Annotated in this window: 23 protein-coding genes and 1 other RNA gene; 10 read left to right on the plus strand and 14 right to left on the minus strand. The window is 33.1% G+C overall.

What is annotated here, in order from left to right; translation table 11 throughout:
- Window positions 1–99 precede the first annotated feature (99 nt).
- The 3 genes from MR053_RS13485 to MR053_RS13495 form a co-directional block, all read right to left on the minus strand.
- The gene (locus tag MR053_RS13485; protein WP_242132936.1) at window positions 100–729 is read right to left on the minus strand and encodes a class I SAM-dependent methyltransferase; all 630 of its coding nucleotides are present in this window, start codon (window positions 727–729) and stop codon (window positions 100–102) included.
- A 575-nt stretch (window positions 730–1,304) separates the two neighbouring features.
- The gene (locus tag MR053_RS13490) at window positions 1,305–2,474 is read right to left on the minus strand and encodes a DUF1624 domain-containing protein (RefSeq protein ID WP_242132937.1); all 1,170 of its coding nucleotides are present in this window, start codon (window positions 2,472–2,474) and stop codon (window positions 1,305–1,307) included.
- 385 nt (window positions 2,475–2,859) lie between these two features.
- A complete protein-coding gene (locus MR053_RS13495; protein WP_223547972.1) occupies window positions 2,860–3,894 on the minus strand; it encodes a glutaminyl-peptide cyclotransferase in 1,035 nt (344 codons plus the stop codon).
- An 87-nt stretch (window positions 3,895–3,981) separates the two neighbouring features.
- On the opposite strand from MR053_RS13495, the gene ffs reads away from it, so the two are divergent.
- The 4 genes from ffs to fsa all read left to right on the plus strand — a co-directional run bounded on the left by ffs (window position 3,982) and on the right by fsa (window position 6,256).
- Window positions 3,982–4,080: signal recognition particle sRNA small type (gene ffs / locus MR053_RS13500), an RNA gene on the plus strand.
- 108 nt (window positions 4,081–4,188) lie between these two features.
- Entirely contained in the window at window positions 4,189–4,992 is an 804-nt protein-coding gene (locus tag MR053_RS13505) for an SDR family oxidoreductase (RefSeq protein WP_242132938.1), read from the plus strand.
- Between the two features lie 43 nt (window positions 4,993–5,035).
- Window positions 5,036–5,467 (plus strand): hypothetical protein, encoded by a 432-nt coding sequence (locus tag MR053_RS13510; RefSeq protein WP_223547976.1) that lies wholly within the window; start codon window positions 5,036–5,038, stop codon window positions 5,465–5,467.
- Window positions 5,468–5,599: 132 nt separating this feature from the next.
- Window positions 5,600–6,256 carry a fructose-6-phosphate aldolase gene (gene fsa, locus MR053_RS13515; RefSeq protein WP_223547978.1) on the plus strand — a complete coding sequence of 219 codons (657 nt, stop codon included), beginning with the start codon at window positions 5,600–5,602 and terminating at the stop codon, window positions 6,254–6,256.
- Between the two features lie 77 nt (window positions 6,257–6,333).
- Here fsa and MR053_RS13520 read toward each other — a convergent pair whose 3' ends face one another.
- A complete protein-coding gene (locus MR053_RS13520; protein WP_242132939.1) occupies window positions 6,334–7,743 on the minus strand; it encodes a TlpA family protein disulfide reductase in 1,410 nt (469 codons plus the stop codon).
- A 203-nt stretch (window positions 7,744–7,946) separates the two neighbouring features.
- On the opposite strand from MR053_RS13520, the gene MR053_RS13525 reads away from it, so the two are divergent.
- A complete protein-coding gene (locus tag MR053_RS13525; protein ID WP_242132940.1) occupies window positions 7,947–9,572 on the plus strand; it encodes an ABC-F family ATP-binding cassette domain-containing protein in 1,626 nt (541 codons plus the stop codon).
- Between the two features lie 46 nt (window positions 9,573–9,618).
- Here MR053_RS13525 and MR053_RS13530 read toward each other — a convergent pair whose 3' ends face one another.
- From MR053_RS13530 to mgrA, 3 genes are all read right to left on the minus strand, one after another.
- Window positions 9,619–9,861: a putative signal transducing protein gene (locus MR053_RS13530; protein ID WP_242132941.1), complete on the minus strand. Its 243-nt coding sequence runs from the start codon at window positions 9,859–9,861 to the stop codon at window positions 9,619–9,621.
- A 79-nt stretch (window positions 9,862–9,940) separates the two neighbouring features.
- On the minus strand, window positions 9,941–12,367 hold the full coding sequence (pheT, locus tag MR053_RS13535; RefSeq protein ID WP_242132942.1) for a phenylalanine--tRNA ligase subunit beta: 2,427 nt from the start codon (window positions 12,365–12,367) through the stop codon (window positions 9,941–9,943).
- 133 nt (window positions 12,368–12,500) lie between these two features.
- On the minus strand, window positions 12,501–13,490 hold the full coding sequence (gene mgrA, locus MR053_RS13540; RefSeq protein WP_242132943.1) for an L-glyceraldehyde 3-phosphate reductase: 990 nt from the start codon (window positions 13,488–13,490) through the stop codon (window positions 12,501–12,503).
- A 258-nt stretch (window positions 13,491–13,748) separates the two neighbouring features.
- On the opposite strand from mgrA, the gene MR053_RS13550 reads away from it, so the two are divergent.
- Window positions 13,749–14,135 carry a pyrophosphohydrolase domain-containing protein gene (locus MR053_RS13550; RefSeq protein ID WP_223547990.1) on the plus strand — a complete coding sequence of 129 codons (387 nt, stop codon included), beginning with the start codon at window positions 13,749–13,751 and terminating at the stop codon, window positions 14,133–14,135.
- Window positions 14,136–14,176: 41 nt separating this feature from the next.
- Here the strand turns inward: MR053_RS13550 and MR053_RS13555 are convergent, their stop codons facing one another.
- Window positions 14,177–15,244: a branched-chain amino acid aminotransferase gene (locus MR053_RS13555; protein ID WP_242132945.1), complete on the minus strand. Its 1,068-nt coding sequence runs from the start codon at window positions 15,242–15,244 to the stop codon at window positions 14,177–14,179.
- A gap of 92 nt (window positions 15,245–15,336) precedes the next feature.
- Here MR053_RS13555 and MR053_RS13560 point away from each other — a divergent pair, with 92 nt between their 5' ends.
- From MR053_RS13560 to MR053_RS13570, 3 genes are all read left to right on the plus strand, one after another.
- Window positions 15,337–15,837: a DUF4920 domain-containing protein gene (locus tag MR053_RS13560; RefSeq protein ID WP_242132946.1), complete on the plus strand. Its 501-nt coding sequence runs from the start codon at window positions 15,337–15,339 to the stop codon at window positions 15,835–15,837.
- A gap of 1 nt (window position 15,838) precedes the next feature.
- Window positions 15,839–16,543, plus strand: coding sequence for a tRNA (5-methylaminomethyl-2-thiouridine)(34)-methyltransferase MnmD (mnmD, locus tag MR053_RS13565; protein WP_242132947.1), 705 nt, complete (start codon window positions 15,839–15,841; stop codon window positions 16,541–16,543).
- Window positions 16,544–16,619: 76 nt separating this feature from the next.
- Window positions 16,620–17,528 (plus strand): TIGR01777 family oxidoreductase, encoded by a 909-nt coding sequence (locus MR053_RS13570; protein ID WP_242132948.1) that lies wholly within the window; start codon window positions 16,620–16,622, stop codon window positions 17,526–17,528.
- 9 nt (window positions 17,529–17,537) lie between these two features.
- Here the strand turns inward: MR053_RS13570 and MR053_RS13575 are convergent, their stop codons facing one another.
- Window positions 17,538–18,710, minus strand: a complete 1,173-nt coding sequence (locus MR053_RS13575) for an LETM1-related biofilm-associated protein (RefSeq protein WP_242132949.1) — start codon at window positions 18,708–18,710, stop codon at window positions 17,538–17,540.
- 164 nt (window positions 18,711–18,874) lie between these two features.
- On the opposite strand from MR053_RS13575, the gene MR053_RS13580 reads away from it, so the two are divergent.
- The gene (locus MR053_RS13580; RefSeq protein ID WP_242132950.1) at window positions 18,875–19,840 is read left to right on the plus strand and encodes a D-2-hydroxyacid dehydrogenase; all 966 of its coding nucleotides are present in this window, start codon (window positions 18,875–18,877) and stop codon (window positions 19,838–19,840) included.
- Here the strand turns inward: MR053_RS13580 and MR053_RS13585 are convergent.
- Genes MR053_RS13585 through MR053_RS13605 form a run of 5 tightly spaced genes read right to left on the minus strand, consistent with a single transcriptional unit; the run spans window position 19,830 to window position 24,248 of the window.
- A complete protein-coding gene (locus MR053_RS13585) occupies window positions 19,830–20,528 on the minus strand; it encodes a lycopene cyclase domain-containing protein (protein WP_242132951.1) in 699 nt (232 codons plus the stop codon). The two genes, MR053_RS13580 and MR053_RS13585, sit on opposite strands and share 11 nt — an antisense overlap.
- A 3-nt stretch (window positions 20,529–20,531) precedes the next feature.
- Window positions 20,532–20,981 (minus strand): sterol desaturase family protein, encoded by a 450-nt coding sequence (locus tag MR053_RS13590; protein ID WP_242132952.1) that lies wholly within the window; start codon window positions 20,979–20,981, stop codon window positions 20,532–20,534.
- 9 nt (window positions 20,982–20,990) lie between these two features.
- Window positions 20,991–21,830, minus strand: coding sequence for a phytoene/squalene synthase family protein (locus MR053_RS13595; RefSeq protein ID WP_223548008.1), 840 nt, complete (start codon window positions 21,828–21,830; stop codon window positions 20,991–20,993).
- 4 nt (window positions 21,831–21,834) lie between these two features.
- Window positions 21,835–23,298, minus strand: coding sequence for a phytoene desaturase family protein (locus MR053_RS13600; RefSeq protein WP_242132953.1), 1,464 nt, complete (start codon window positions 23,296–23,298; stop codon window positions 21,835–21,837).
- A 47-nt stretch (window positions 23,299–23,345) separates the two neighbouring features.
- On the minus strand, window positions 23,346–24,248 hold the full coding sequence (locus MR053_RS13605; protein ID WP_242132954.1) for a MerR family transcriptional regulator: 903 nt from the start codon (window positions 24,246–24,248) through the stop codon (window positions 23,346–23,348).
- Window positions 24,249–24,449: the final 201 nt, after the last annotated feature.

The raw sequence follows: 24,449 nt of genomic DNA on the forward strand, positions 1-24,449 counted from the left end.
TTAAAAAAAGCAAAACAAGACTAGCTTAGGTTTAGCAAATACTTTTTTTATTTGTTTTAAACTATTTAAATATAGATTAGATGATTAAAAAAAAAAGATTTATAATTTTCTTGCCATCAATATGGTATGTGGTTCAGATTTGATTTCTGAACCTTTGTACTCTACTCTAAACGTTTTTATGTTGCTAAACCTAGCTTTTTTTAGTTGATGCTTTAAATCCATTAACTTATGAAAATAAAAAAAGACCCTACCAGCATTATTGCTCTTAAAATTAGATTCATTGGGTTCACCTTCAACAAAACTTAAATAGATCAATCCGTTAGTATTTAGTAAATTGTATGTACTAGAAATAAATACATTACATTCTTTTTGCGATAAATAGGGTAGGCAGAATCCACCAATAACACCATCAAAGGAAGTGTCGAGTTTGGCAATATCCCGATTATCCATAACGGCAAAGTTTGCTGATGGATTGTTCTTTGTGGCCAATTCAACCATATTAGAAGCTATGTCTATTCCCAAAATGTTGAAATCTGGTCTTTTGGATAATAAGTACTTTGTAATATTTCCAGGGCCACAACCAACGTCCAACAATTTGGCTTTGGCTTTGGTAATGGTTTGACAGATATAGTCGTAGGTATGGTTATACACGTTTAAATCCATAAACTTGTTTTCATAGACTTTGGCTATGTTGTTCCATGTGTTGAATGTTTCTTGGTATTTATCCATTATAAAGTCTATGGTGGACAATCAAAGTTTATCTGATTATAGTCTATTGGTTTTTAACTTGAATCAGTTTAAGTAGGTCTTTATTTTAAAGGTATTCTGCTCATTTGTTTATGTTTCGCATTCTATTAGTTTTTTTATTTAAAATGCAGTCATTGATTTGTCTATTATTTCTTTTTGTCTTTGCCTTATCAATCAGCTAATTTAACAACACCATTGCACCATTTCAATTCGATTTCAACATTGTAATAACTTATTTAGGGCGGTCTTTTATATGTAAATATCTAATTGGTCCCATTCACCTATATCAGATTCAAAAGTAAGCGCCAGTCTGCCAGATATTTGATTTGCCTTAAAGTAAATAATTTTGTAGCAATTGTGTCTTGCTAAAGTGGATTTTACTGGTTTAAATTTCACATATTATGCCTGAAACCATTCATAATTTTCAAAATCTTCTTTGTTTTGACTAAAGCTTATTTAGAGTGAATAGTATAAACAGGGTTGATATTAAGTTTTTAATATTTTTTTACTTTTTCTAAACACTAAATTACAATTATCTTTTTAAGCAATGGCTAATGTTAAAGGTAGCTCAACCACCATTTTTTATTATTCAGCTTATATCGGCCAAACCAAACACAGCTAGGGTAGAGCAATAACATTATACCAAACCAAATAACATATACCCACCCTAGATTTACACCATAGCCTATGAGTTGTTTGTTTGTGGAGACAAATCCTTTCAATATCATGGTATTGAATCCGTAACCTGTAAACTCAGCAAGAATTGCGGCAAAAAAGTGTATCACGTATATGTGTAGGATATAAATAAAAAAGGGGACTTTACCAAAAGTGGAGCAAAAGTTTACAATGCGTCCTTTTAAATTCTCAGATTGCCCCAGAAAAACTAATGACGGTCCCAATGTCATTAATAAGTAGGATAATGATGGAGGATATTTTGAAGGATCCAAAAAAGAGATAAAAGTTGCTTCAAAAAGCTCATACTCAAGCCATGGACGAGAATTACCATACAGATTTATACCCCGAATAATAAAAAAACCTATAATAGCCCCTATGCCTATTTGAGTCAATATTTTTTGACGGTATTCAGGCAAAACATCTTTATTATAGAATTTTCCGAAGTAATAGCCCAAGGACATTACGCCAATCCACGGTATTATTGGGTAAACTATACGCAATTGTATGTAGTTAAACAGAGTGTAATAACCTCTTTCATGGAAGATAGACCAAAGCATGCTGCCTTCAAAGTGTATGTTATCCAATATATTATGGCCAAAAATGATGATTAGGCTTATTGCCAAAATGTTTTTCATTGAAAGATGTATGACTGCAGCTAAAAAGATCATGCTTATACCTAATGACCAGATTACTAATAAGCCCATAGATTCAAACTGTAAATTAAAACTCCATCCTATATGAACAATAGTAAATTCTATAAATACTAACCAAATACCACGTTTTAAAAGGAAATAGGATAATTGTGCCTTAGTTTTTTTTCTACCTACTAAATAAGCAGAAATTCCAGCGAGGAAGCTAAATGCAGGAGCACAAAAATGGGTAATCCACCGAGTAAAAAATAATATGTAATTACTTTTCTCGGGATCTGCTGGGTCAAAAATAAAGGAGTTGGCATGAAAATAGTCACGTGTATGATCCAGTGCCATGAATATGATAACCATTCCTTTTAGTATATCAAGTGATTTGATCCTATTGTTTTTCAATTGATTCATATTTTGGTTGATGGTTATTAAAGGTTAGGTTTTGGTTTTGTTGCGTGAAAATCTCTTAGGATTTTGAATCGGCAAACCGAAGGTAGTAAATTTGAACGGACTTTACGATAGGAAATTTAGAATCAACTATAAACAAAGTTGTGCTGATTTCTTTTTTAGTTTTTCAATATTCAGTTCATTTAATAGCTTTCGATTTTTTTACTCCGCACAGATATACAATTTTGTTTTAGAATTATCAAAATCAGCTAAATCAGAAGTAAATTCTGGTTTATTCTCAAATCTGTCTATTGAAATGTTGTCCATGCTCTAATTACCCTCAACTCATAATATATTTACGCACTGATATTTTACGGATAATATTTAGTAAACAATAAGTAAAACCAGTTTAATTCTCCACAATTTCTACCTCAAAGAGTTTGTCCCAACGTTTTCCTGTGACAAAAATGGTATTGGTTTCTGGGTTATAGGCAATGCCATTCAATACATCCAACTTTTGATGCTGAGTGACTTTTTCTTTTAGTGATGAAAAATCAATCACCCCAATAACAGCACCATTGTTTGGGTTTATTATAGCTACGCCATCTTTTTGGTAGCGATTAGCATATATTTTCCCATTAATCCATTCCATTTCGTTTATACCCACTATTTTTCCCTTGTTGGTATATACCTGTATGTAGCTTTGTTCAACAAGGGTGTTGGAATCCAGCAACCAAATATTTTCGGTGCCATCACTCTTGTAAATGGTGGTGTCGTTATTGCAAAGTCCCCAACCTTCCTTACTGTTACCATATTTAAAGCTACTTATTTTATCGAAGGTATTTACATCATAAACAAAACCAGTGCCTTCACGCCACGTGAGTTGGTAAATTTTATCATCTAAAATGGTGAGGCCTTCCCCAAAATACTCGTCGGCCAAATCCATATTTTTAATGATGTTACCAGTTTTATAGTCTATTTGACGTAATTGGGATTCCTTATACTGCCCAGTGCTTTCATATAAGTTGCCATTAAAAAACTCAAGGCCTTGAGTATAGGACGTGATATCGTGCGGATATTCATTTACAATGTTATAGGTATATATTTTTGGAGCCTCGTTATTCAATATGGTGATTGAGGTAGAGGCTACCTGTTTTTCATTATTGTAATATACAGTGGCTTCAATGTTGTGTTTTCCCAGTTTAATATCAGTAAGTGGTGTGGACTCTTCAATTTTTTGGCCGTCCATTATAAAACAAACAGAATCGATAATATGATTTTTTTTGTTCTTTAGTTTAATTTCAAGTGTTTCATTCAGGAAAATATTACCCTTTTTAGCGTTGGTGCTTAAACTAAAGTCGCTTTTTCTTTGCTTGGTATTTGAGCCACAGGATATAAGAGTTGTGCTTAAGAATATGATACTTAGATATTTGAAAACCTGCATTGTTTTTTTAAATTTTAAGCAAGATATTTATTTAAAATCGGTTTAAAAAATCATTGTGAAAATTTTAAAAGATTGTATCTTTGCACCCGGCAAGTCCTACACAACCAGCTCCTGTTGAATCCTCCAGGGCGGGAACGCAGCAAAGGTATACGGTTGTAGCGGTGTGATGTAGGTAGCTTGCCTTTTTTTATGCACTAAATTTAGATTTGGTTTTAAAAATTTTTACTTTCACTTTGTGAACTTTAACGTCCAGTATGGTTTGTGTATTTTTTTAATTGGAATTTAACTTATAAAATGGATAAAATAGTTTTAATAACTGGAGGATCTTCAGGCATCGGAAAATCTGTAGGGGAGTTTTTAATTGAAAAGGGTTTTGTAGTTTATGGTACCAGTAGATATCCTGAACGTTATCCGGAAAGCAGATTGCCTTTGTTAAAAATGGATGTAAAGGCTGTTGAAACTATTAATAATACGGTAAAAACCATTATTGAAAAAGAAGGTAGATTGGATGTACTGGTTAATAATGCCGGCGCAGGTATTACGGGACCTATTGAAGAAATACCCGAAAAAGAGATTAAAGCCAATTTTGAAACTAATTTTTTTGGTCCTATAAATGTTATCAAAGCAGTATTGCCACACATGCGGCTGCAACAATCTGGTTTAATCATTAATATCACCTCTATTGCTGGCTATATGGGACTTCCGTTTCGAGGTGTTTATAGTGCAAGTAAAGGGGCATTGGAGCTTATTACCGAAGCATTTAGAATGGAATTAAAACCGTTTAATGTGCACATGACCAATGTGGCTCCAGGTGATTTTGCTACCAATATAGCAGCGGGACGTTATCATGCGGCTTTAAAGACAGATTCGCCATATAAAGACGTTTATGGCAAGACATTAAATTTAATGAATGCCCATGTTGATTCGGGGAGTGATCCCAACCTAATGGCAATGGCCATTTTTAAGGTGATTCGAGCGAAATCCCCTAAAGTGCATTATAAAGTTGGGGAGTTTATGCAAAAGGTATCCATTGTTTTAAAACGCATACTACCAGATACCATTTATGAAAAACTGTTGATGAACCATTATAAACTTTAGGTTTTGGTATACTATTTGTTTTCTGTTTAAAAAAATAGTCTATATGAACAAAAGCTTAAAGTATTTGTCGGTTATATTGATCTTAATTTTTGTAACTAGTTGTCAGGATATTTTGGAATGTGTCATTAACAGACACCCTGAATTACCTGATAGAATGTTGGCAACCGGTCAAGTCGACCAATATTTTTTTGAAGAAATAAAGGCTGAAATTAAAAATGAACCTAGGGATGATAGTTACTATTATTACTTTTCTATTGAAGGTGATTTACCCAGAGGACTGGAATATATAATTGACTATCGTTCTGTAATTATTCAAGGGTTCCCTTTAGAACCGGGAAGGTTTAATTTTACAGTACGTTTAAGTGTTGAGCAAGCCAATGATTATTTTGAAAATTGCGAAAGTACTTTAAATGATTGTGATGGCTTGTGTAAAGAAACCACATCACAAAGGTATTCGGTTAGAATTCAACAATAATAGGTAAAACAAGCGATTTACTAAGTTTAACTTTTAAATTTGTTGATATATTTTAATTAAAAATCACTGCCTTAGTGTCTTAAAATTGTAAATTCGCCAAAAATTTATAGTTTCAACTAAACAATAACATCAATGAAGTTTTTTATAGACACGGCTAACTTAAGTCAAATAAAAGAAGCCCAAGATATGGGTATTTTAGATGGCGTTACTACCAATCCTTCCTTAATGGCTAAAGAGGGCATTACAGGACATGATAATATTATGAAACATTATGTTGATATCTGCAATATTGTGGATGGTGATGTAAGTGCAGAAGTAATCTCTACCGATTTTGAGGGTATGATACGAGAAGGAGAAGCCTTGGCAGAATTGCACGATCAAATTGTTATTAAATTACCTATGATAAAAGATGGGGTTAAAGCTTGTAAATATTTTTCAGAAAAGGGCGTAAAAACCAATGTTACTTTAGTGTTTTCACCAGGGCAGGCATTATTGGCGGCAAAAGCAGGTGCAACTTACGTATCTCCATTTATTGGGCGTTTGGATGATATTTCTACTGATGGTTTAAACCTCATTGCAGAGATACGACAGATTTTTGATAACTATGGTTTTGACACTGAGATACTGGCTGCATCTGTACGTCATACCATGCACGTTATAGATTGTGCAAAATTAGGAGCTGATGTTATGACGGGGCCATTAAGTTCTATTGAAGGTTTGTTAAAGCATCCTTTAACTGACATTGGATTGGCTAAGTTTTTGGAAGATTATAAAAAAGGTAACCAATAAAGGTTTTCTTAGTTATAAAAAATCCGCTTCTAGTTTCTGTTCTAGAAGTGGATTTTTTTAGGATATTATTTTAAAATTTACCTGTTAATAGCACCTAGAAGCTCCTCTTCAAAATCACGATCAAAAATATTGGAGTTACTATTTACAATCTTTTTGTGCCTATCAACTATAAACGTTTTGATCATAGGGTAAACAGCAAGCATTTCCCTAGCTGTTTCTGGATTTGTGAATAGGTATTCATTTTCCAGTGTTAAATGACTTCGTTTAAGAGCTTTTTTTATAGTTTCTGTATTATAGTTATCAATATTAATTCTCATAAAAGTAACCTCAGGATATTTAATTTCCAATTCCTTTATTTTATTATGGCTGTCTTTAAAATGACCATAAGCTGAAAGGGACCAAAAACAAATAACGGTTGGGGTTTGTATTTTAGAGTTTAGGTTGTTTTCATTGTTTTGATAATCCTTAATAGTAACGTTTGGTAGATAATTTCCCGACTTTAGATTTTTTATGGCTAATGCATGTTGTTTTATCATTTTCTTTTTTTCATCATCGTTACTTTTAGCTAAATAAGATTCAATGATGGTTTCACTATGCTTTTCATTTTTATTTTTAGCTAAAAACCTAGCAGTGTAATAGTAAAGTAAGTCGTTTTTTATACTTGTATTGTCAATTAAGCTATCAATAAACTTTAATTTATCTAATGTATAACATACATGGTTATCGTCTTCAGTATGATTTAAATGGGTTCTAAGTGCTAAATTGCTAATACTAGTGCGTAGAAATGACTGGTAAGTAAAAAGATCTTTTAAAAGGGAATCGTTGTGGTTAATCGACTTTCTATAAGAATAAAACCCTTCTGGTAGCGACTCCATTAATTCAGATTTACTCTTGGTATAATGATACAATGGATATATTTCCTTTTTAAAATAATAATTGTAATTAATGTTTGCTCTTGCAACGTCATTGAAGAACGTAGAGGTTTCGTATTTTTCTTTAAACTCAGCTAATTCTTTATTCTTTTGGTCTTTAATGGAATCAACTTGATGCTCAAATTTTGCAGGTTTCAATTGGCAATATTGATACAAATTTTTATCATCAATTTCATTTTGCAAGAACTCATTAACGAGGTAGTTGTTTTTTTTAGCTCCTGAACCAGTATATACAAGTGATTCGTCAAAGTCCAAAGTATTTAATCTAAACATAATACTGTCTAGAGGTTCCAAAAACACCATTTGAAATTCATCGGCATGGCGAAAGGTATAAAAACCGGCTTCTAAGTTGTTTATTTTATAAGTGAACTTGTAATTGCCATCCAATAATATGGTATCTAAAACTTTTTCTGATTTTGAGAGTACAATGAAATTGCATTTCGGATTTATAATCTGCCCTCCAAAATAGGCATAATTACTATCTTGTGAATTCGTGCCTTTTTTACATCCAAAAAGCGAAATTGCAAATATTAAGATTCCAATGTAAAATTTCATAAATCCCTTTCTCTTTATTTTAGGTGTTAACACCCAAATACACCAACAAAAATATATCTTGTATTTATAATGTCCTGTTAATAGCCTGTTAAATCTTGTTTTTGTTATAAGCCTCTTAATTTCAGTTATTAAAAATATAGTTGTATACAGTTCTTCTAACCATTGAAAATTTTCTACTTTTGCAAAAATTTTTAATAAACGTTATGTTATCAGTTTCTAATCTTTCGGTCCAATTTGGAAAACGTGTACTTTTTGATGAGGTTAATATCACTTTCAATAATGGTAATTGCTATGGTATAATAGGAGCAAATGGTTCTGGAAAATCTACTTTTTTAAAGATTTTGTCAGGAAAAATGGAACCTACCTCAGGATATGTGTCATTAGAGTCTGGTAAGCGTATGTCTGTGCTTGAACAAAATCATAATCTATATGATGGGCATACTGTTTTGGAAACGGTTTTAATGGGCAACAAGCCATTGTTTAAAATTAAGACTGAAATAGATGCTTTGTATGCAAATTATTCTGATGAGAATGCTGATAGAATAGGGGAATTACAAGTTCAATTTGAAGAAATGAACGGTTGGAATGCCGATAGTGATGCTGCAGCATTATTGTCTAACCTAGGTATAAAGGAAGAACTTCACTACACTATGATGGCCGATTTGGATGGAAAACAAAAGGTTCGTGTATTATTGGCACAGGCGTTGTTTGGTAATCCAGATGTGTTGATTATGGATGAGCCTACCAACGATTTGGATTACGAAACTATTTCGTGGTTGGAAAACTTCTTGGCGAATTACGATAACTGTGTTATTGTAGTGTCTCATGACCGTCACTTTTTAGATGCCGTTTGTACACACGTATCTGATATTGATTTTGGTAAAATTAATCATTATTCTGGAAATTATACTTTCTGGTATGAGTCTTCACAACTAGCTGCAAAGCAACGTGCCCAACAAAATAAAAAGGCAGAAGAAAAGAAGAAGGAATTAGAAGAATTTATTAGACGATTTTCAGCGAATGTGGCTAAAAGTAAGCAGGCTACTAGTAGAAAGAAAATGATTGATAAACTTAATATCGAAGACATAAGGCCAACCAGCCGTCGTTATCCAGCCATTATTTTTGAGAGAGAACGGGAAGCTGGAGACCAAATATTAAATATAGAAGGTCTTTCGGCTACAATTGATGGCGAGGTCTTGTTTAAAGACATTGATTTAAACTTGGCCAAAGGTGATAAGGTGGTTGTATTTTCAAGAGATTCTAGAGCGACTACATCGTTTTATCAAATTTTAAACAATAATGAAACAGCTGATTCCGGTAAATTTGCTTGGGGTATAACCACCACACAATCGTATTTGCCCTTGGATAACAGTACGTTTTTCAATAATGATTTTACATTGGTAGATTGGCTGAGGCAATGGGCTAAAACCGATGAGGAACGTGAAGAGGTGTACATACGTGGATTTTTAGGTAAGATGATTTTTAGTGGTGAAGAAGCTCTAAAAAAATCGAATGTGCTTTCTGGTGGTGAAAAAGTGCGTTGTATGTTGAGTAGAATGATGATGTTAAGGGCAAATGTATTAATGTTAGACGAACCTACAAACCATCTAGATTTAGAAAGTATTACGGCATTTAACAACTCCCTAAAAAACTTTAAGGGCACTGTATTGTTTACCACCCATGATCATGAGTTTGCACAAACGGTTGCCAATAGGGTAGTGGAATTGACACCAAACGGTGTTATAGATCGTTATACAACATTTGATGAGTACATGCAGGATAAAAAGATTAAGGAATTACGTGAAAAAATGTATTCAGTAACAGTTTAGAAGTTATTAAAAATTATAATAAAAAAAGCAGAAATAAGAGATAGAACTAATCTTCGGCCATTTCTGCTTTTATTTTTTTAACAATGGCCATAGCTTCATCAAGTTCATCATTATTTACAAAAATTTCTTGAAAGCCTGGAACAATTCCCCCTCCAAAACCTGCAAGACGAGCCGATTCGGTTTCATCCTTAACAATAGCATTAATACCATTTTCTTCTAACTCTTGTATAATGTGCTGAGTAATGACTAAACTTCCTGTGAAAATTTTTGTGTAATTTGAATCTCCCATCTGTGCAAAGATTTAATATAGTGTATTAAATATACGTAATAAAAGGAACAACAAAAATTTTATTGAAAATTTATTTGAACTATCGCAATTCAGCCCCAAGCAATTTTTCAAAATTGGTTTGAAGCTTATCCATAATCTTATCAATTTGTTTATCGGTTAAGGTTTTGTTGTCATCCTGCAATGTAAAACTAACCGCATAACTCTTTTTGCCCTTAGGTAAATTTTTTCCTTGATACACATCAAAAAGATTCACCTCTTTTAATAACTGCTTTTCGCTTTGTTTGGCAATTTTATAGATGTCTGCAAATGAGATATGTTCATCTAGAAGCAAAGCAAAATCACGTCTTACCTGTGGGTATTTGGGTATGGGTTTAAAAGTGATCTTATTTCGTTTCACCAATTCAAGAATAGCATCCCAATTAAAATCGGCATAAAACACTTCTTGTGAAATGTCAAAAGCTTTTAAAATGGATTTTTTTACCAATCCAAAATCAACTAATTTGATTTTACCTTGATTAATAGTTAAGCCTTCTCCAAATAAATCATTAGAGATGGGTGCTTCCATGTATCTAGAAATGCCAAGCCGTTCTAAAACAGAACTAATAATGCCTTTCAAAAAGAAAAAGTCGCTTTTGCCTTGGAGAGCATGCCAGTTTTCCGAGTTTCTACTTCCTGTAACTAATAGACTTAAATGCTTTAATTCTTTCCTTTCATCATCAAGTTGATGATAGGTTTTCCCAAACTCAAAAAGTTTTAGATCATTTCGCTTTCTGTTAATGTTATGGGAAACCGTTTCCAAACCCGAAAACAATAATGATTGTCTTAACACAGATAAATCATTACTTAAGGGGTTTAATATTGCAACATTATTTTCATCTTTTAACTCTTCACTTAGTACAGTATAATTAGGTGTGGTAAGAGAATTAGAAAGGATTTCGAAAAACCCTTGTGATGCTAATAGGTCCCCTATAACATCTTGAACTTTATGATCTTCAAAACGTGAGGTATTAGAAATCGATGCGTTTAGTTTTGTGGTTGTATTAATATTGTTGTAACCATACACTCGTAAAATTTCCTCTATGATATCGGCTTCACGCTGTACATCATTTCTATAGGCTGGTACGGTTAGTCCCAAACCAGTTTCGGTTACATTATTTACCTTTATTTCTAGAGACGTAAGTATGCGTTTGATAATTTCTCTAGGGATTTCTTCGCCAATAAGTTTTTTAGCGTTATCAAAACTCAGGCGTACTTCAAAATCTTTAATTTTATTAGGATATATATCAGCAATATCACTAGTAATTTCACCGCCTGCAATATCCTGTATTAAAAGTGCAGCACGTTTTAGGGCATACTCTGTAATATTTGGATCAATACCGCGTTCAAATCGGAATGACGCATCAGTATTTAATCCGTGACGTTTAGCTGTTTTACGGATACTTACGGGATTAAAATAAGCACTTTCAAGGAATATGCTTGTAGTGCTTTCGGTTACTCCAGAGTCTATACCTCCAAAAACACCAGCAATACACATAGGTTTTTTAGCATCACAAATCATTAAATCGTCCTCATGAAGTTCACGCTCTACACCGTCCAAGGTTGTAAATTTAGTCCCACTTTTTAAAGTTTTTACTTCAATCTTGTTTCCAGTTACTTTAAGTGCATCAAAAGCATGAAGTGGCTGACCCAATTCATGTAAAACATAATTTGTTGCATCTACAATATTGTTTATAGGGCTTAACCCAATGGCTTTTAAACGATGCTGTAACCATTCTGGAGAATCTTCAACCTTTAATCCGGAAATTGTAACTCCACAGTAACGAGGTGCCAAATCTTTATTAATAACATCGACATCAATTTTTAATGTACGATTGTCTGTATGAAAAGCACTTACAGAGGGGGTAATAAGTTCTAGATTAACATCTCTTTGTAGAAAGCCAGCTTTTAGGTCTCGTGCAACACCCAAATGACTCATGGCATCGGCACGATTGGGAGTTAAACCAATTTCAAATACACTGTCGTTTTCAATTTTAAAAACATCTGCTACTGGAGTCCCAGGTTTTAATTTGGAATCGAGTACCATAATACCATCATGCGATTTACCCAATCCGAGTTCATCTTCAGCACAAATCATCCCATGACTTTCTTCGTCTCTTATTTTTCCTTTTTTTATAGTCCAAGATTCACCTGTCTCGGTATATAGGATGGTTCCAATAGTGGCAACAGGGACTTTTTGACCTTTGGCGACGTTAGGAGCGCCACAAACTATCTGTAAGGGGTGTTCGCCGCCTACATCAACAGTAGTTACTTTTAATTTATCTGCATTGGGGTGTTTTTCGCAGTTAAGTACCTCGCCAATAACCACGCCTTTCAGCCCGCCTTTAACCGATTGATAACTTTCAACGCCTTCAACCTCTAAACCTAAATCGGTCAATAATTCACTTATTTGTTCTGGAGACCAATTGGTTTTAATAAATTGTTTTAACCAGTTATAAGAAATCTTCATAAGTCATGTACTATTTAAGCTAGCAAAGATAAAATAATGCTTGAAAGCATTCAAAATATTGGGATATTAAAAACTATAATAATTTAACAACGATGGTAGGTAAGGAAATATGTTTTGTGTCGTGTTATTTTTATCATTTTAAAATACTATTAATCTGATTGAGCTCTTCTTCGCTAAAATTTAAATTATTCAATGCTTTTACATTTTCCTTCAATTGCTTGGTAGAGCTGGCACCTATAAGAACAGAGGACATTTGCGGTTGTCGTAATATCCAGGCAATAGCCATTTGGGATAGTTTTTGTTCACGATTTAAAGCAATTTGGTTTAGTTGTTTTATTTTTTCAAGATTACTGTTAACTGTATCTTCATTTAAAAAAATAGAACTGCCACCAGCACGAGAATCTTTAGGAATCCCATTTAAATACCTATTTGTAAGCATCCCCTGAGCCAAAGGAGAAAATGCAATACCACTTATACCATTAGTTTCTAGGGTATCAAAAAGTCCATCTTCAACCCATCTGTCAAGCATGGAATATCGTACTTGATTTAGAATAAAAGGAACATTTAATGCTTTTAAAATTTCTGCAGCCTTTTGTGTTTCGGCAGGTTTGTAATTGGATATACCGACATACAATGCTTTTCCTTGTCTAACAATATCAGCCAAAGCACCCATAGTCTCTTCTAAAGGAGTATTAGGGTCTGGTCTGTGGTGGTAAAAAATATCAACATAGTCTAACCCCATACGTTTTAGACTCTGGTTTAAACTGGCAATTAAGTATTTTCTAGAGCCCCATTCACCATAAGGTCCATCCCACATTAAGTAACCGGCTTTAGAAGCGATAAAAAGTTCATCACGATGCGATTTAAAGTCGGAGTTCAATATTTTACCAAAGTTTTCCTCGGCTGAGCCTGGAGGAGGGCCATAGTTATTGGCTAAATCTATATGTGTAATACCAAGATCGAATGCACAACGCAAAACTTGTTGTGCATTTTCAAAATCATCATTATGTCCAAAATTATGCCATAATCCCAAAGAAATGGCAGGTAAAAGTACACCGCTTTTTCCAGCTCTTTTATAGGTCATGGCATCATAGCGGTTTCTAGCGGCTTGATATGCTGTCATTATATTTATAGGTTATATATTGATTCCGTTAAGCTTTAAAAAAGAGTTTTATAGTAACTATAAACAAAATAAATGCAATAAAGGCAATAAGAATCCAAATGCTGCCTGCATAAAAGCGTTTATGAAGTTTTAGGTCCTTTCTATATGTAAATGCGATAATTACTGTAAACACAATAAAAAATAAAACTCCAAAAATGATTTGACCTTTACTGAACATATAGTTACTTTTATGCAAATTTAATGAAATCGTAAAGATATATGAAGAATAAAATTGAGGCTGTAAAGGTATTTCATACCGCATTTAAAATTGGCCACCGGGAAACGCCAAAAGCAAATTTGGGTCTAGAAAAAAATATGCTTAGGTTTAACTTAATGCGGGAAGAAAATGAAGAATATCTAGAAGCTGCCAATAACGATGATTTAGTTGAGATTGCCGATGCGCTAGGGGATATGCTCTACATCTTATGTGGAACTATTATAGAACACGGTATGCAATATAAAATTGAAGAAGTTTTTGATGAAATACAGCGTAGTAATATGAGTAAGTTGGGAGAAGATGGCAAGCCCATTTACAGGGAGGATGGCAAAGTTTTAAAAGGGCCCAATTACTTCAAACCCAACATTCAATCTATATTAGAAAAATAAATAGATAAATAGAGAAGACTACAGGCTTCTCTATTTATTTTCTAATCAACTTTATAACGCCAATCAAAAGGGTCTTCAGTCTTGTTGGTTTGTATATCGGTAATACGCTTTTTTAAATAACTGGCATAGGTATCGTCTAAATCAGGTAACTCATAATCTGTACCGTTGTAACCAAATCCAGATATTGGAGAAACAACAGCGGCTGTGCCAGCACCAAACATCTCTTTTAAGGCTCCATTTTCAGCTGCTTCAACGACTTCGTAAACTGATAATTTTCTAACCTCTATGGGGATGCCTTCAGATTTAGCTAACTCTATTATACTTTTACGGGTTATACCGTCCAAGATACGATCACTGGTAGGCGCAGTGATTAATGTATCGTTAATACGCACAAAAATATTCATGGCACCAGCTTCTTCAATATATTCGTGGGTATTATCATCTGTCCAAACCACTTGCTGGTAACCCTTTTCAATGGCTAATTGTGTAGGGTAGAATTGTCCGGCATAGTTTCCTCCTGCTTTGGCATAACCTACACCACCATTAGCAGAACGGGAATATGTTTGTTCTATTAAAACTTTAACCTTTCCAGAAAAATAAGATCCTGATGGCGCGGTTGCAATTATAAACTTATATTCATCGGCAGGCGAGGCATGAAATCCGTTTCCGGAGGCAAACACAAACGGCCTGATATAAAGGGAGCTGCCTTCGTTTTTTGGAATCCAATCGCTATCTACTTTAAGTAAGGTTTTTAAGCCTTCCATAAAATAAGTTTCCGGCAGTTCTGGTATGGACAATCGTTTTGAAGAAATATTCAAACGCTTAAAATTGTCTAACGGACGAAATAACCAGACATTATCATTGGCATCTTTATAGGCTTTCATGCCTTCAAAAACTGATTGGCCATAGTGGAAAATCTTAGCCGAAGGATCTAATGAAATATTTTGGTAGGGCATCACTTTGGGTACTTCCCATTCACCATTTTTATAATTGCAAACCAACATATGATCAGAAAAGATACTGCCAAACTTCAAATTATCAAAATCTACATCGTTAATCTTAGAGGCACTTGTTTTTATAACCTCTATAGTATTAGTTATACTATTCATAGCTCTGTTATTTACGAAACAAATTTAAGTAAAAACGTTTTTAAAAAAGGGGTATATTTACACAAATCACTTAAAATTAAAGTTTTCCTATTATGAAGTCATTACTGCTTGGGTTAATTGCTGCTCTATTGTTAAATTCCTGTAAGAACAAAGAACAAAACCAATGGTCTAATGAAAATATGACAACTACAGAATACGCTTCTTTTGGCAAAGTAATAATTTCAGATGATGCCATTGCAGCAAAATCTATGGCGACTCATTACAACAAAATGCAAGTAGGCGATAGTATAAATTCTAAAATGATAGCTACCGTAATCGATGTTTGTCAGACCAAAGGCTGTTGGATGACACTGAAGCTGGACGGCCAAAGTGAAGTGATGGTCAAATTTAAAGATTATGGTTTTTTTGTTCCAAAAGATATAAAAGGAGAAACTGTAATTGTTAATGGTTTCGCTTATGTAGAAGAACAGTCTGTGGACGATCTTCGACATTATGCAAAAGATGCGGGGAAAACTATAGAAGAAATTGAAGCAATTACCGAACCTAAGAGGATATTTGTTTTTGAAGCGGATGGTGTGCTTTTAAAACAATAATGTGAAGCGGAAAATTATTTTAACGTCAGATGGTTCGACCACCATTCATTTGCCCGAATGGAACGAGCAGTACCACTCTAAGCATGGTGCCATTCAGGAAGCGTACCACGTTTTTATAAAACATGGACTGCATTATTATTGTCATTCAGTTACTGAGCGCTCGGGACAAGAATTTGAGTCATCAAATTCTGAGATTGCCATACTTGAAATGGGTTTTGGTACTGGTTTAAACGCATTTATAACCTTATTAGAATCCAAAAAACTAAAAGTCAAAATTGACTATATCGGTATTGAGGCTTTTCCGGTTACCATAGATGAGGTATTAAATCTTAATTATCCAAAAGCATTAAATATGAAAGGAGGTGATGCCATTTTTAAAGGGCTGCATAGCATTTCCTGGGAAGAACGTCACAACATTGATTCCTTTTTTTCATTAGCTAAGCAGAAAAAATATTTTGAAACTATTGATGATGAGGATAAGTTCAATATCATTTACTTTGATGCGTTTGGTGCTAGGGTGCAACCTGGTTTATGGACTAAAGTAATCTTTAAAAAAATGTACGATGCTTTAAAGGTTAATGGTATTTTAGTGACATACTCAGCTAAAGGTAGTGTGCGTAGAGCTATGCAAGATGTAGGTTTTAAGGTTGAAAAATTACCTGGACCGCCTGGTAAACGTGAAATGCTTAGAGCAGTAAAATATTAAAGAGGTTATGTGTTAAACCTAATATAAACTGCTGGCATTCCCATATCCTATTTTGTAACTTTATAAAAAAATAGATATGCGGGTTTTAATAACGGGAGCAACAGGGCTAATAGGACAGGGTATTGTTAAACAATGTCATGAAAGAGGAATAGATGTAAACTACTTAACAACCAGTATTTCAAAGATAGAATATGGTAATAATTATAAAGGTTTTTATTGGAACCCTAAGACCCAAGATTTAGATAAACAATGTTTTAAAGGTGTTGATGCCATAATTCATTTGGCCGGAGCATCAATTGCTAAGCGTTGGACACCTAACTATAAGGAGGAAATTATCTCTAGTAGGGTCACTACCACAAATTTACTCATCAATACTTTAAAAGGTGAATCCCATAACATTAAACAAGTGATATCGGCAAGTGCGATTGGCTTATATCCAGATTCCTTGGTTAATTATTACGATGAAAGCTTTAAGCCTTTTGGTAAAACGTTTTTAAGTGCTGTTGTACAGCAATGGGAGCAAGCTGTAAATGAATTTTCAAAATTAAATATAAATATTGCTAAGGTTCGTATAGGGCTTGTGCTTTCAAAGGAAGGAGGAGCGTTACAAGAAATCGCTCAACCTATTAAGTTTGGTTTGGGTGCTGCATTTGGTTCAGGAAAACAATGGCAATCTTGGATACATATTGAAGATTTAGTAAAACTGTTTGTTTATATTCTTGAGTATAATTTAGTTGGTGTTTATAATGGAGTCGCTCCCAACCCTGTTACCAACAAAGAATTAGTTAAGGCCATTGCCAAAAGATTAAATCGACCTTTGTTTTTGCCTAACATACCTAAGATTTTTATGAAATGGCTATTGGGGGAAATGCATACCATTTTATTTGAAAGCCAACGTGTGAGTTCAAGGAAAATTGAAAATAAGGGATTTCATTATAATTATAATTATTTGAAACCGGCCCTCAAAGACTTGCTAGGAAAATAGACAGTTAAATTAGTCTTCAATTCGGTTTTCATCAAATGCTGAAGGGAGTAGTTTTGGAATAAATTTAATAACTAAGGGAAGCAATAAGGCCCCTCCTGGCAATATAAAGATGGCCAAACTTGGGATGGATTTAAAAATATCCAACAACTGTTCTTGTACTTTTTTTTGTTCTTCCTGGTTGAGTTCCCTATGGGTTGAATGAGTTAATAATATGAGCAGTTCTTTACTGTCCTTTAATTCTTTGTATAATCGCTTACTATTTCTAGAAATAAGTTTGCTAACCATTTTACTTGAGTTGTCATAAAAACTCTGCACAATATTTTTAGAGCTTAATAAGGCAATTTCATTTTTATGCTTAGTGTAAAACGAATTAACAAATGCGATCGATTCTTTTGTTTTATAAGGTACTATATTAAAATCGCTTCCTAATTTTGAAATAAACTTAGTTTCATTGGTATCAATAACCCTGTCACTCCAACTGGCCATACAGGTGAGGTCCAAAACATAATATTTTTCTAAGGTTGTTGTAATTAAGTCAATGGCTGAAACGTATTTCAATGGTTTTGCATCGTGATAGCGTATTGAAGATTCAAAAAGTTTTATTAAACTTTCATCATATTGATTTTTTTTGGTTTTGGCATCTATTGCATCTAAAACAATGGCTTCTATGGCCCGCTCCAATTGTTTAATGTAGTCTATTGATATAATGCCTTCTTTTAAAAATTTTTTATAAGCAAGAATATCAACAAACAACAAAGCATTAATTATAAAATAGTTAAAGTTTTTTGTTAGTGCGTTATGGTCTATATGGATGCGTTTATGTATTACTTTTTCTAGCTGTACATTAGAGGACTTACTACCCAATATACCATCAAAAAAAGAAGTTTTTAACTCGTTTATGGCTGTGTAAAATTGTAAAACACTGTCAACAAAACCTATTTTAGGATTTACGTTATGATGAGTATACAAAAAAGCAATGGTCAAGTTGATCTTACAAATCTCATCTTCCAAAAGATCGTGTTTTTCAATTATATTAGCAACAATACTGAGGTTGCTACCATAGATAAAACCACATGATCGTAATGCAGTATAAAAAGTGTCTTGGTCTGCATTTAAAAAATCAGTATTGCTGATAGTTACTCTTAGTAGTTTTTTTATCCAACCTGTAGCCGATGGGTTCATTGCGTATAAGTTGAGCGCAAAATTAAGTTTTTTACTGTAAAGAGACGATATTTATTTTCCAAAACGATAGCATTTATGTATTATTTAAGATTTGTTGGATTAAATATTTTTTTTAAAACCCATACTTTTTATTAGTTTGCTTAGCAAAACAAATAAAAGATATTTTGAAAATAGTAGTTTTAGACGGATACACATTAAACCCTGGTGATTTAAGCTGGAATGCTTTAGAACATTATGGAGATTTAAAAGTTTATGATAGAACACCATATAGCAATGAGGCGATTTTTGATCATATTGGAGATGCTGAGGTTGTTTTTACTAACAAAACACCTGTGCCTAAGGAGGTTATCCTTGGTTGTAAGCATATAAAATATATAGGTGTTTTAGCCACAGGGTATAATGTCGTGGATGTTGGTGTAGCTAAAGAGTTTGGTATTACAGTTACCAATGTTCCTGCATATAGTACCAATGCCGTTGCACAGTTTACAATGGCTTTACTGTTGGAAATGTCCCACCATGTTGGTGACCATAACTTAGCAGTTAAAAATGGTGATTGGATTACGTCTCCTGACTTTTGTTTTTGGAATTCACCTTTAATTGAGCTTAATGGTAAGACTCTTGGTATTATTGGTTTTGGTCGAATTGGTCAAGCCACGGCAAAGCTAGCACAAGCATTCGGTTTAAAAGTTTTATTTCACAGTAGAAGCCGAAAACCAGAAATGGAAACAGATACTTGTAAATATGTTGAACTTGATATATTATTTGCTAAATCGGATATAATAAGTTTACATTGTCCGCTTTTTGAAAATACCAAAGGCATTATTAATAAGCATAATATCGAAAAAATGAAAAAAGGTGTTATGCTTATCAATACCTCAAGAGGGGGGTTGGTTGTAGAAGAAGATTTGGCTAGTGCGTTAAATTCTGGTAGAGTTTCCAATGCTGCTGTTGATGTAGTGTCGAATGAGCCTATTAGTAAAGATAATCCTCTACTTAAAGCAAAAAACTGTATTATCACACCACATATTGCTTGGGCACCTATAGAGGCTAGACGACGTTTAATGCATATTGCTATCGAAAATTTAAAGGCTTATATTAGCGGAAACCCTGTGAATGTTGTTAATGACTAGCTTGCAAAGCAGATCTTTCTTTAAGTTTCATTATAAACAAGCATAAAAGAATAAGTGAGAAGGCATAAAAAACATCTTCAATGGGTATAGTAAATAATCTAATACCTAAATTTTCAGTATTGTTATACCAAACCACTTCATTTTTTATTGTACTTCCTGTTAACAACCCATTGACTAAAAAAAATGGGATTAGTATAACTAAGAAGGTTAGATAAAATCCTTTGAGTAAGTCTAAACTTTTGTTAAGGACGATTAGTAACAATATAGCAGCAATGCTAAAGTTTATAAAGGTATACCATCTGTTGTAATTATATAATGCCATTACAGTAAAGCCAATAATAAAAATGTAGCTAAGCATTTTAGTTGTTTTGGTAGATAACTCCATTTTTGGAAAGTAATACAAAAGAGCATAATGCGTAAATACGCAGGCATAAGGTATACATATAAAGAACAACCATTCTTCAATTGGAAGGTTAAATAGATTTATACCTAAAAGATAATTGTTATTAAACCCCCAAAAGCCATTAATTGTAAACGCAATATCCCAAGGAATAAATACAACCATACCTGCCAAAACACTTATTATAAAGGGTTTCCAAAGCTTATAGAATTTTAATTTGGGATGAAAACTGAAGATGAAAGGGATGGATATTGATCCTAAATTTAATAACAGATAGAGGTAATTCATCCGTTATTTTTTGAAATATTTAAAAGGAACAAACAACATACCAAAACATTCACCATCTTCTTTACCTAAGTGCTTGTGATGAATTTTATGTGCACGCCTAACGCCTTTAGCGTACCAGTTGTTAGCATTTCTAAAAAGTTTAAAGCGCTGGTGTATAAAGATGTCGTGAACCAAAAAATAGGAAAGTCCATAGGAAAAAATACCTAACCCAATTGGTAGTCCTGCCCAGAGGTCTTGATACTTCCATAGTAATAAAAAACCAATGCTAACCACAGCGTAGAATACGAAAAAAACATCATTGCGTTCAAACCAACTATCATGATCCTTTAAATGGTGGTCTTTATGGAGGGTCCATAAAAACCCATGCATGATATACTTATGGGTAAACCATGCCATAAATTCCATAAAGCAATAGGTGCCCAAAAAAACAAGTATCCAAATAAGTGTTTGCATGTGCTTAATTTACATTAAATTTAATTGATATTTTACATAACTACGCATTAACAGCTCCAGTTTTTTATGATTGGAAACTCTAATACGGGTGTTTTTAATTTCTAGGGCTGGAGTCTTTTTTAATTTTTTTAGTAATTGCTTATAATACCTGTAAGCCATAAACACACCAAATTTAGCTTCAATCGGCAATTTTTTTATACCGCTTAACCCTTTTTCAAAATCATTTTCAATGTCTTCTATGATTTCCTTTTTTGAAGTTTCATTTAATTTTTTTAAATCGGTGTTTGGGAAATAAGTTCGGTCAAGTCCTTCAAAATCTGCTTTAAGATCCCTTAAAAAATTAACCTTTTGAAACGCAGAACCAAGTGCCATAGCAGCATCCTTGAGTTTTTCATATTCATTGTTATCTCCTTTAACAAAAACTTTTAAGCACATAAGGCCAACCACATCCGCAGATCCATAGATATAGGCTTTGTATTCTTCATCAGTTAGATAATTAGTTTTATGTAAATCCAAACGCATGCTTGCCATGAATGAATCCACTAAATGTTTATCTATATTGTATTTGTGGTAGGTAAGTTGGAAAGCATTTAAAATAGGGTTTAGGCTAATTTTATCTCGTAAGGCATTTTCTAAATCATTCGAAAACCTATTAAAAAGTGTTTCTTTATCATAATCATGGAAAGAGTCCACAATTTCGTCTGCACAGCGTACAAAACCATAAATATTGTAAATGTCACTTCTAATGGATTTGTAGAGCATTTTAGTGGCCAAAGAAAACGATGTGCTGTACGTTTTGGTAACTATTTTACTGCACTTATAAGAAACGTTGTCAAAAATATATTTCATAAGCTTAACCGTGGTATTTAATGATTAAATTTGCTGCTAATTTCCCTGATATTAAGGAGGGTGGTACTCCAGGACCAGGAACTGTTAGTTGACCCGTAAAAAATAAACGTTTAATTTTTTTACTTTTCAATTTAGGTCTTAAAAAGGCAGTTTGTAATAAGGTGTTGGCCATACCATAAGCATTTCCTTTATATGAGTTGTAATCTTTTACAAAATCGTTTACACAATAGCTCTCTTTAAATATAATATTTTTTCTAATATCTTGAGAGGTCAAGAACTCAAAACGATTTATTATTTCGTTAAAATAGTGCTCCCTTAAAATGTTGGTATCCTTTAAACCTGGTGCCAGGGGAATTAAAAAGATACCAGCTTCCTTACCTTCTGGTGCTAAATGGGAATCGGTTATGCTAGGAAAACTGGCATAGAAAAGGGGGTTTTCAGGCCATTTGGGATTATCGTAAATAGCCTGGGCATGCGTGTTAAAGTCGGTATCGAAAAATAAAGTGTGATGATTTACATTCTTTATTTTTTTATCAAAGCCAACATAAAATAATAGGGAGGAAGGAGCAAAGGTTTTTTTATTCCAATATGTTTCGGAATATTGTCTAAACTCTGGTTCCAAAAGTGTTTCAGAATGATGGTAATCGGCACCACTTAGAACAATGTCAAAATCATATGTTTTTCCTGAACAAACCAAACCTTTGGCACAGTTTTTTTCTACAATAATTTTTTCAACGGGAACATTGGTTATAATTTTTACACCCAGTTCTTGGGCTAAGCTTTGTAATGCCAAAATGACTTGATACATTCCTTTTTGAGGATGGTAAGTGCCAAGACCGAAATCAGCATAATTCATAAAACTATAGAAAGAAGGGGTGTTACTAGGTTTAGCTCCAAGAAATAGTACTGGAAACTCAAGAATTTTGGCTAATCGATCATTTTTAAAAGCTTTTCTAACATCTTTTTTTATGTTACCTAAAAATTGACCTAGATTTCTTATTGTTGTCGAGTTAACTAACTCCAGAGGTGACATTCCAGGATTGTACACCAAATCCTTTATGGCAATATTGTAATTATTTTTAGCTTTTCGTATGAATTTTTGCAACTTTTTTGAACTTCCGGGCTCTTCTTTTTCAAATGCAGCTGTAATTTTTTCTAAGGTATCTTCAATGGTGATAAAATCATTCTTTCCAAAATAAATACTATAGGCAGGATTTAACTTTTCTAAGGTGTAATAGTCGGTAGGTTTTTTACCAAAATCTGCAAAAAAACGCTCAAAAACGTCTGGCATCCAGTACCATGTAGGGCCCATATCGAATATAAATCCATCTCTTTTTAATTGTCTGGCGCGACCACCAATGTTATTGTTTTTTTCAAAAATAGTAACCTCATATCCAGCTTTTGCCAAATAGCATGACGCCGAAAGAGAAGAGAATCCAGATCCTATTACTGCGATTGATTTTTTCATATTGTTTAACAAATATAATTAAAAGTTAAACAAAAAACAAATCGAGATTAAAAATCATCAACTAAACTTTCAATGGAATTGTAAATGAAAACTTTATGGGAAGGTAAGCTAAAATTACTTAAGTCTTTTAGCTTAGGTCCTAATATGTGTAATCTTGAGTTTTCTTTTTTAAGCAGTAATTCATTAAAATCATTAATGTAATCTGGAATTTTATCAGTTTCAGGTTGTATTGTAAAATAAGTTATAAAGGTAATATCGTCATAATAGTCATGAAGATCAAGAAGGCTTTCCATAGGGACACTTTCACCTAGAAAAATAGAATGAAAACCTTTACTGCGTAACTGATAATTGATGAACAACAGGCCAATATCATGAATCTCATTTTCTGGTAAAAAGAGAACATAAGTTTTTGTTATGGGTTTGGGTTCTAAACTCTGTAAACGTTCTATGTTCAATAAAATTTTTTGCTTTATGTGTATGGACAAAAAATGTTCGTGTGCTGGAGTAATGGTTTTGGTTTGCCATAGCAGACCAATTTCATTTAGTAAAGGTAGAAAAACAGTATAAAATATCTCGTTAAATGTTTTGTTTTCAATTAAGTTGTTATAGGTATTGTAAAATAAGACTTGATCAAAATTTAACATCGCCATTTTAAAAGCATTAATACCATGATCTTCCACCTTAGACCGTGAAGCTATCTCTCTAACCTTAATTGGTATTTCTTCTTCGCCTAAACTTGCAATTTTTGATATTTTTAAACCATTATTATTAAGGTAAGATATATTTAAAAGCTTTTGTAAGCTTGCATTGCTATAATTTCTAATATTAGTTTCAGAGCGATTGGGACTTAACAAATTATAGCGTTTTTCCCATATTCTAATAGTGTGTGCTTTAATGCCTGTAAGATTTTCAAGATCCTTGATGCTAAAATTAACTTGAATATTGTTCATCTTTTATTTATTATTTTTAAACAAAATTACAAATATTTATTGATATCTATAAAATAAAATGCAGTAATTAGTCATTTTACTCGCCTAATACAAATTAAAACTATACACTTTAGGACGTTTTTGCTTTAATTCCTAAGAATTTAATAGTCATACATTCTCAAAATTTTTGAACTTAATTTTACAAATTGAAAAGTTGATTTT

The sequence above is a fragment of the Aestuariivivens marinum genome, from assembly GCF_022662175.1.
Classification (GTDB): Bacteria; Bacteroidota; Bacteroidia; order Flavobacteriales; family Flavobacteriaceae; genus Aestuariivivens; species Aestuariivivens marinum.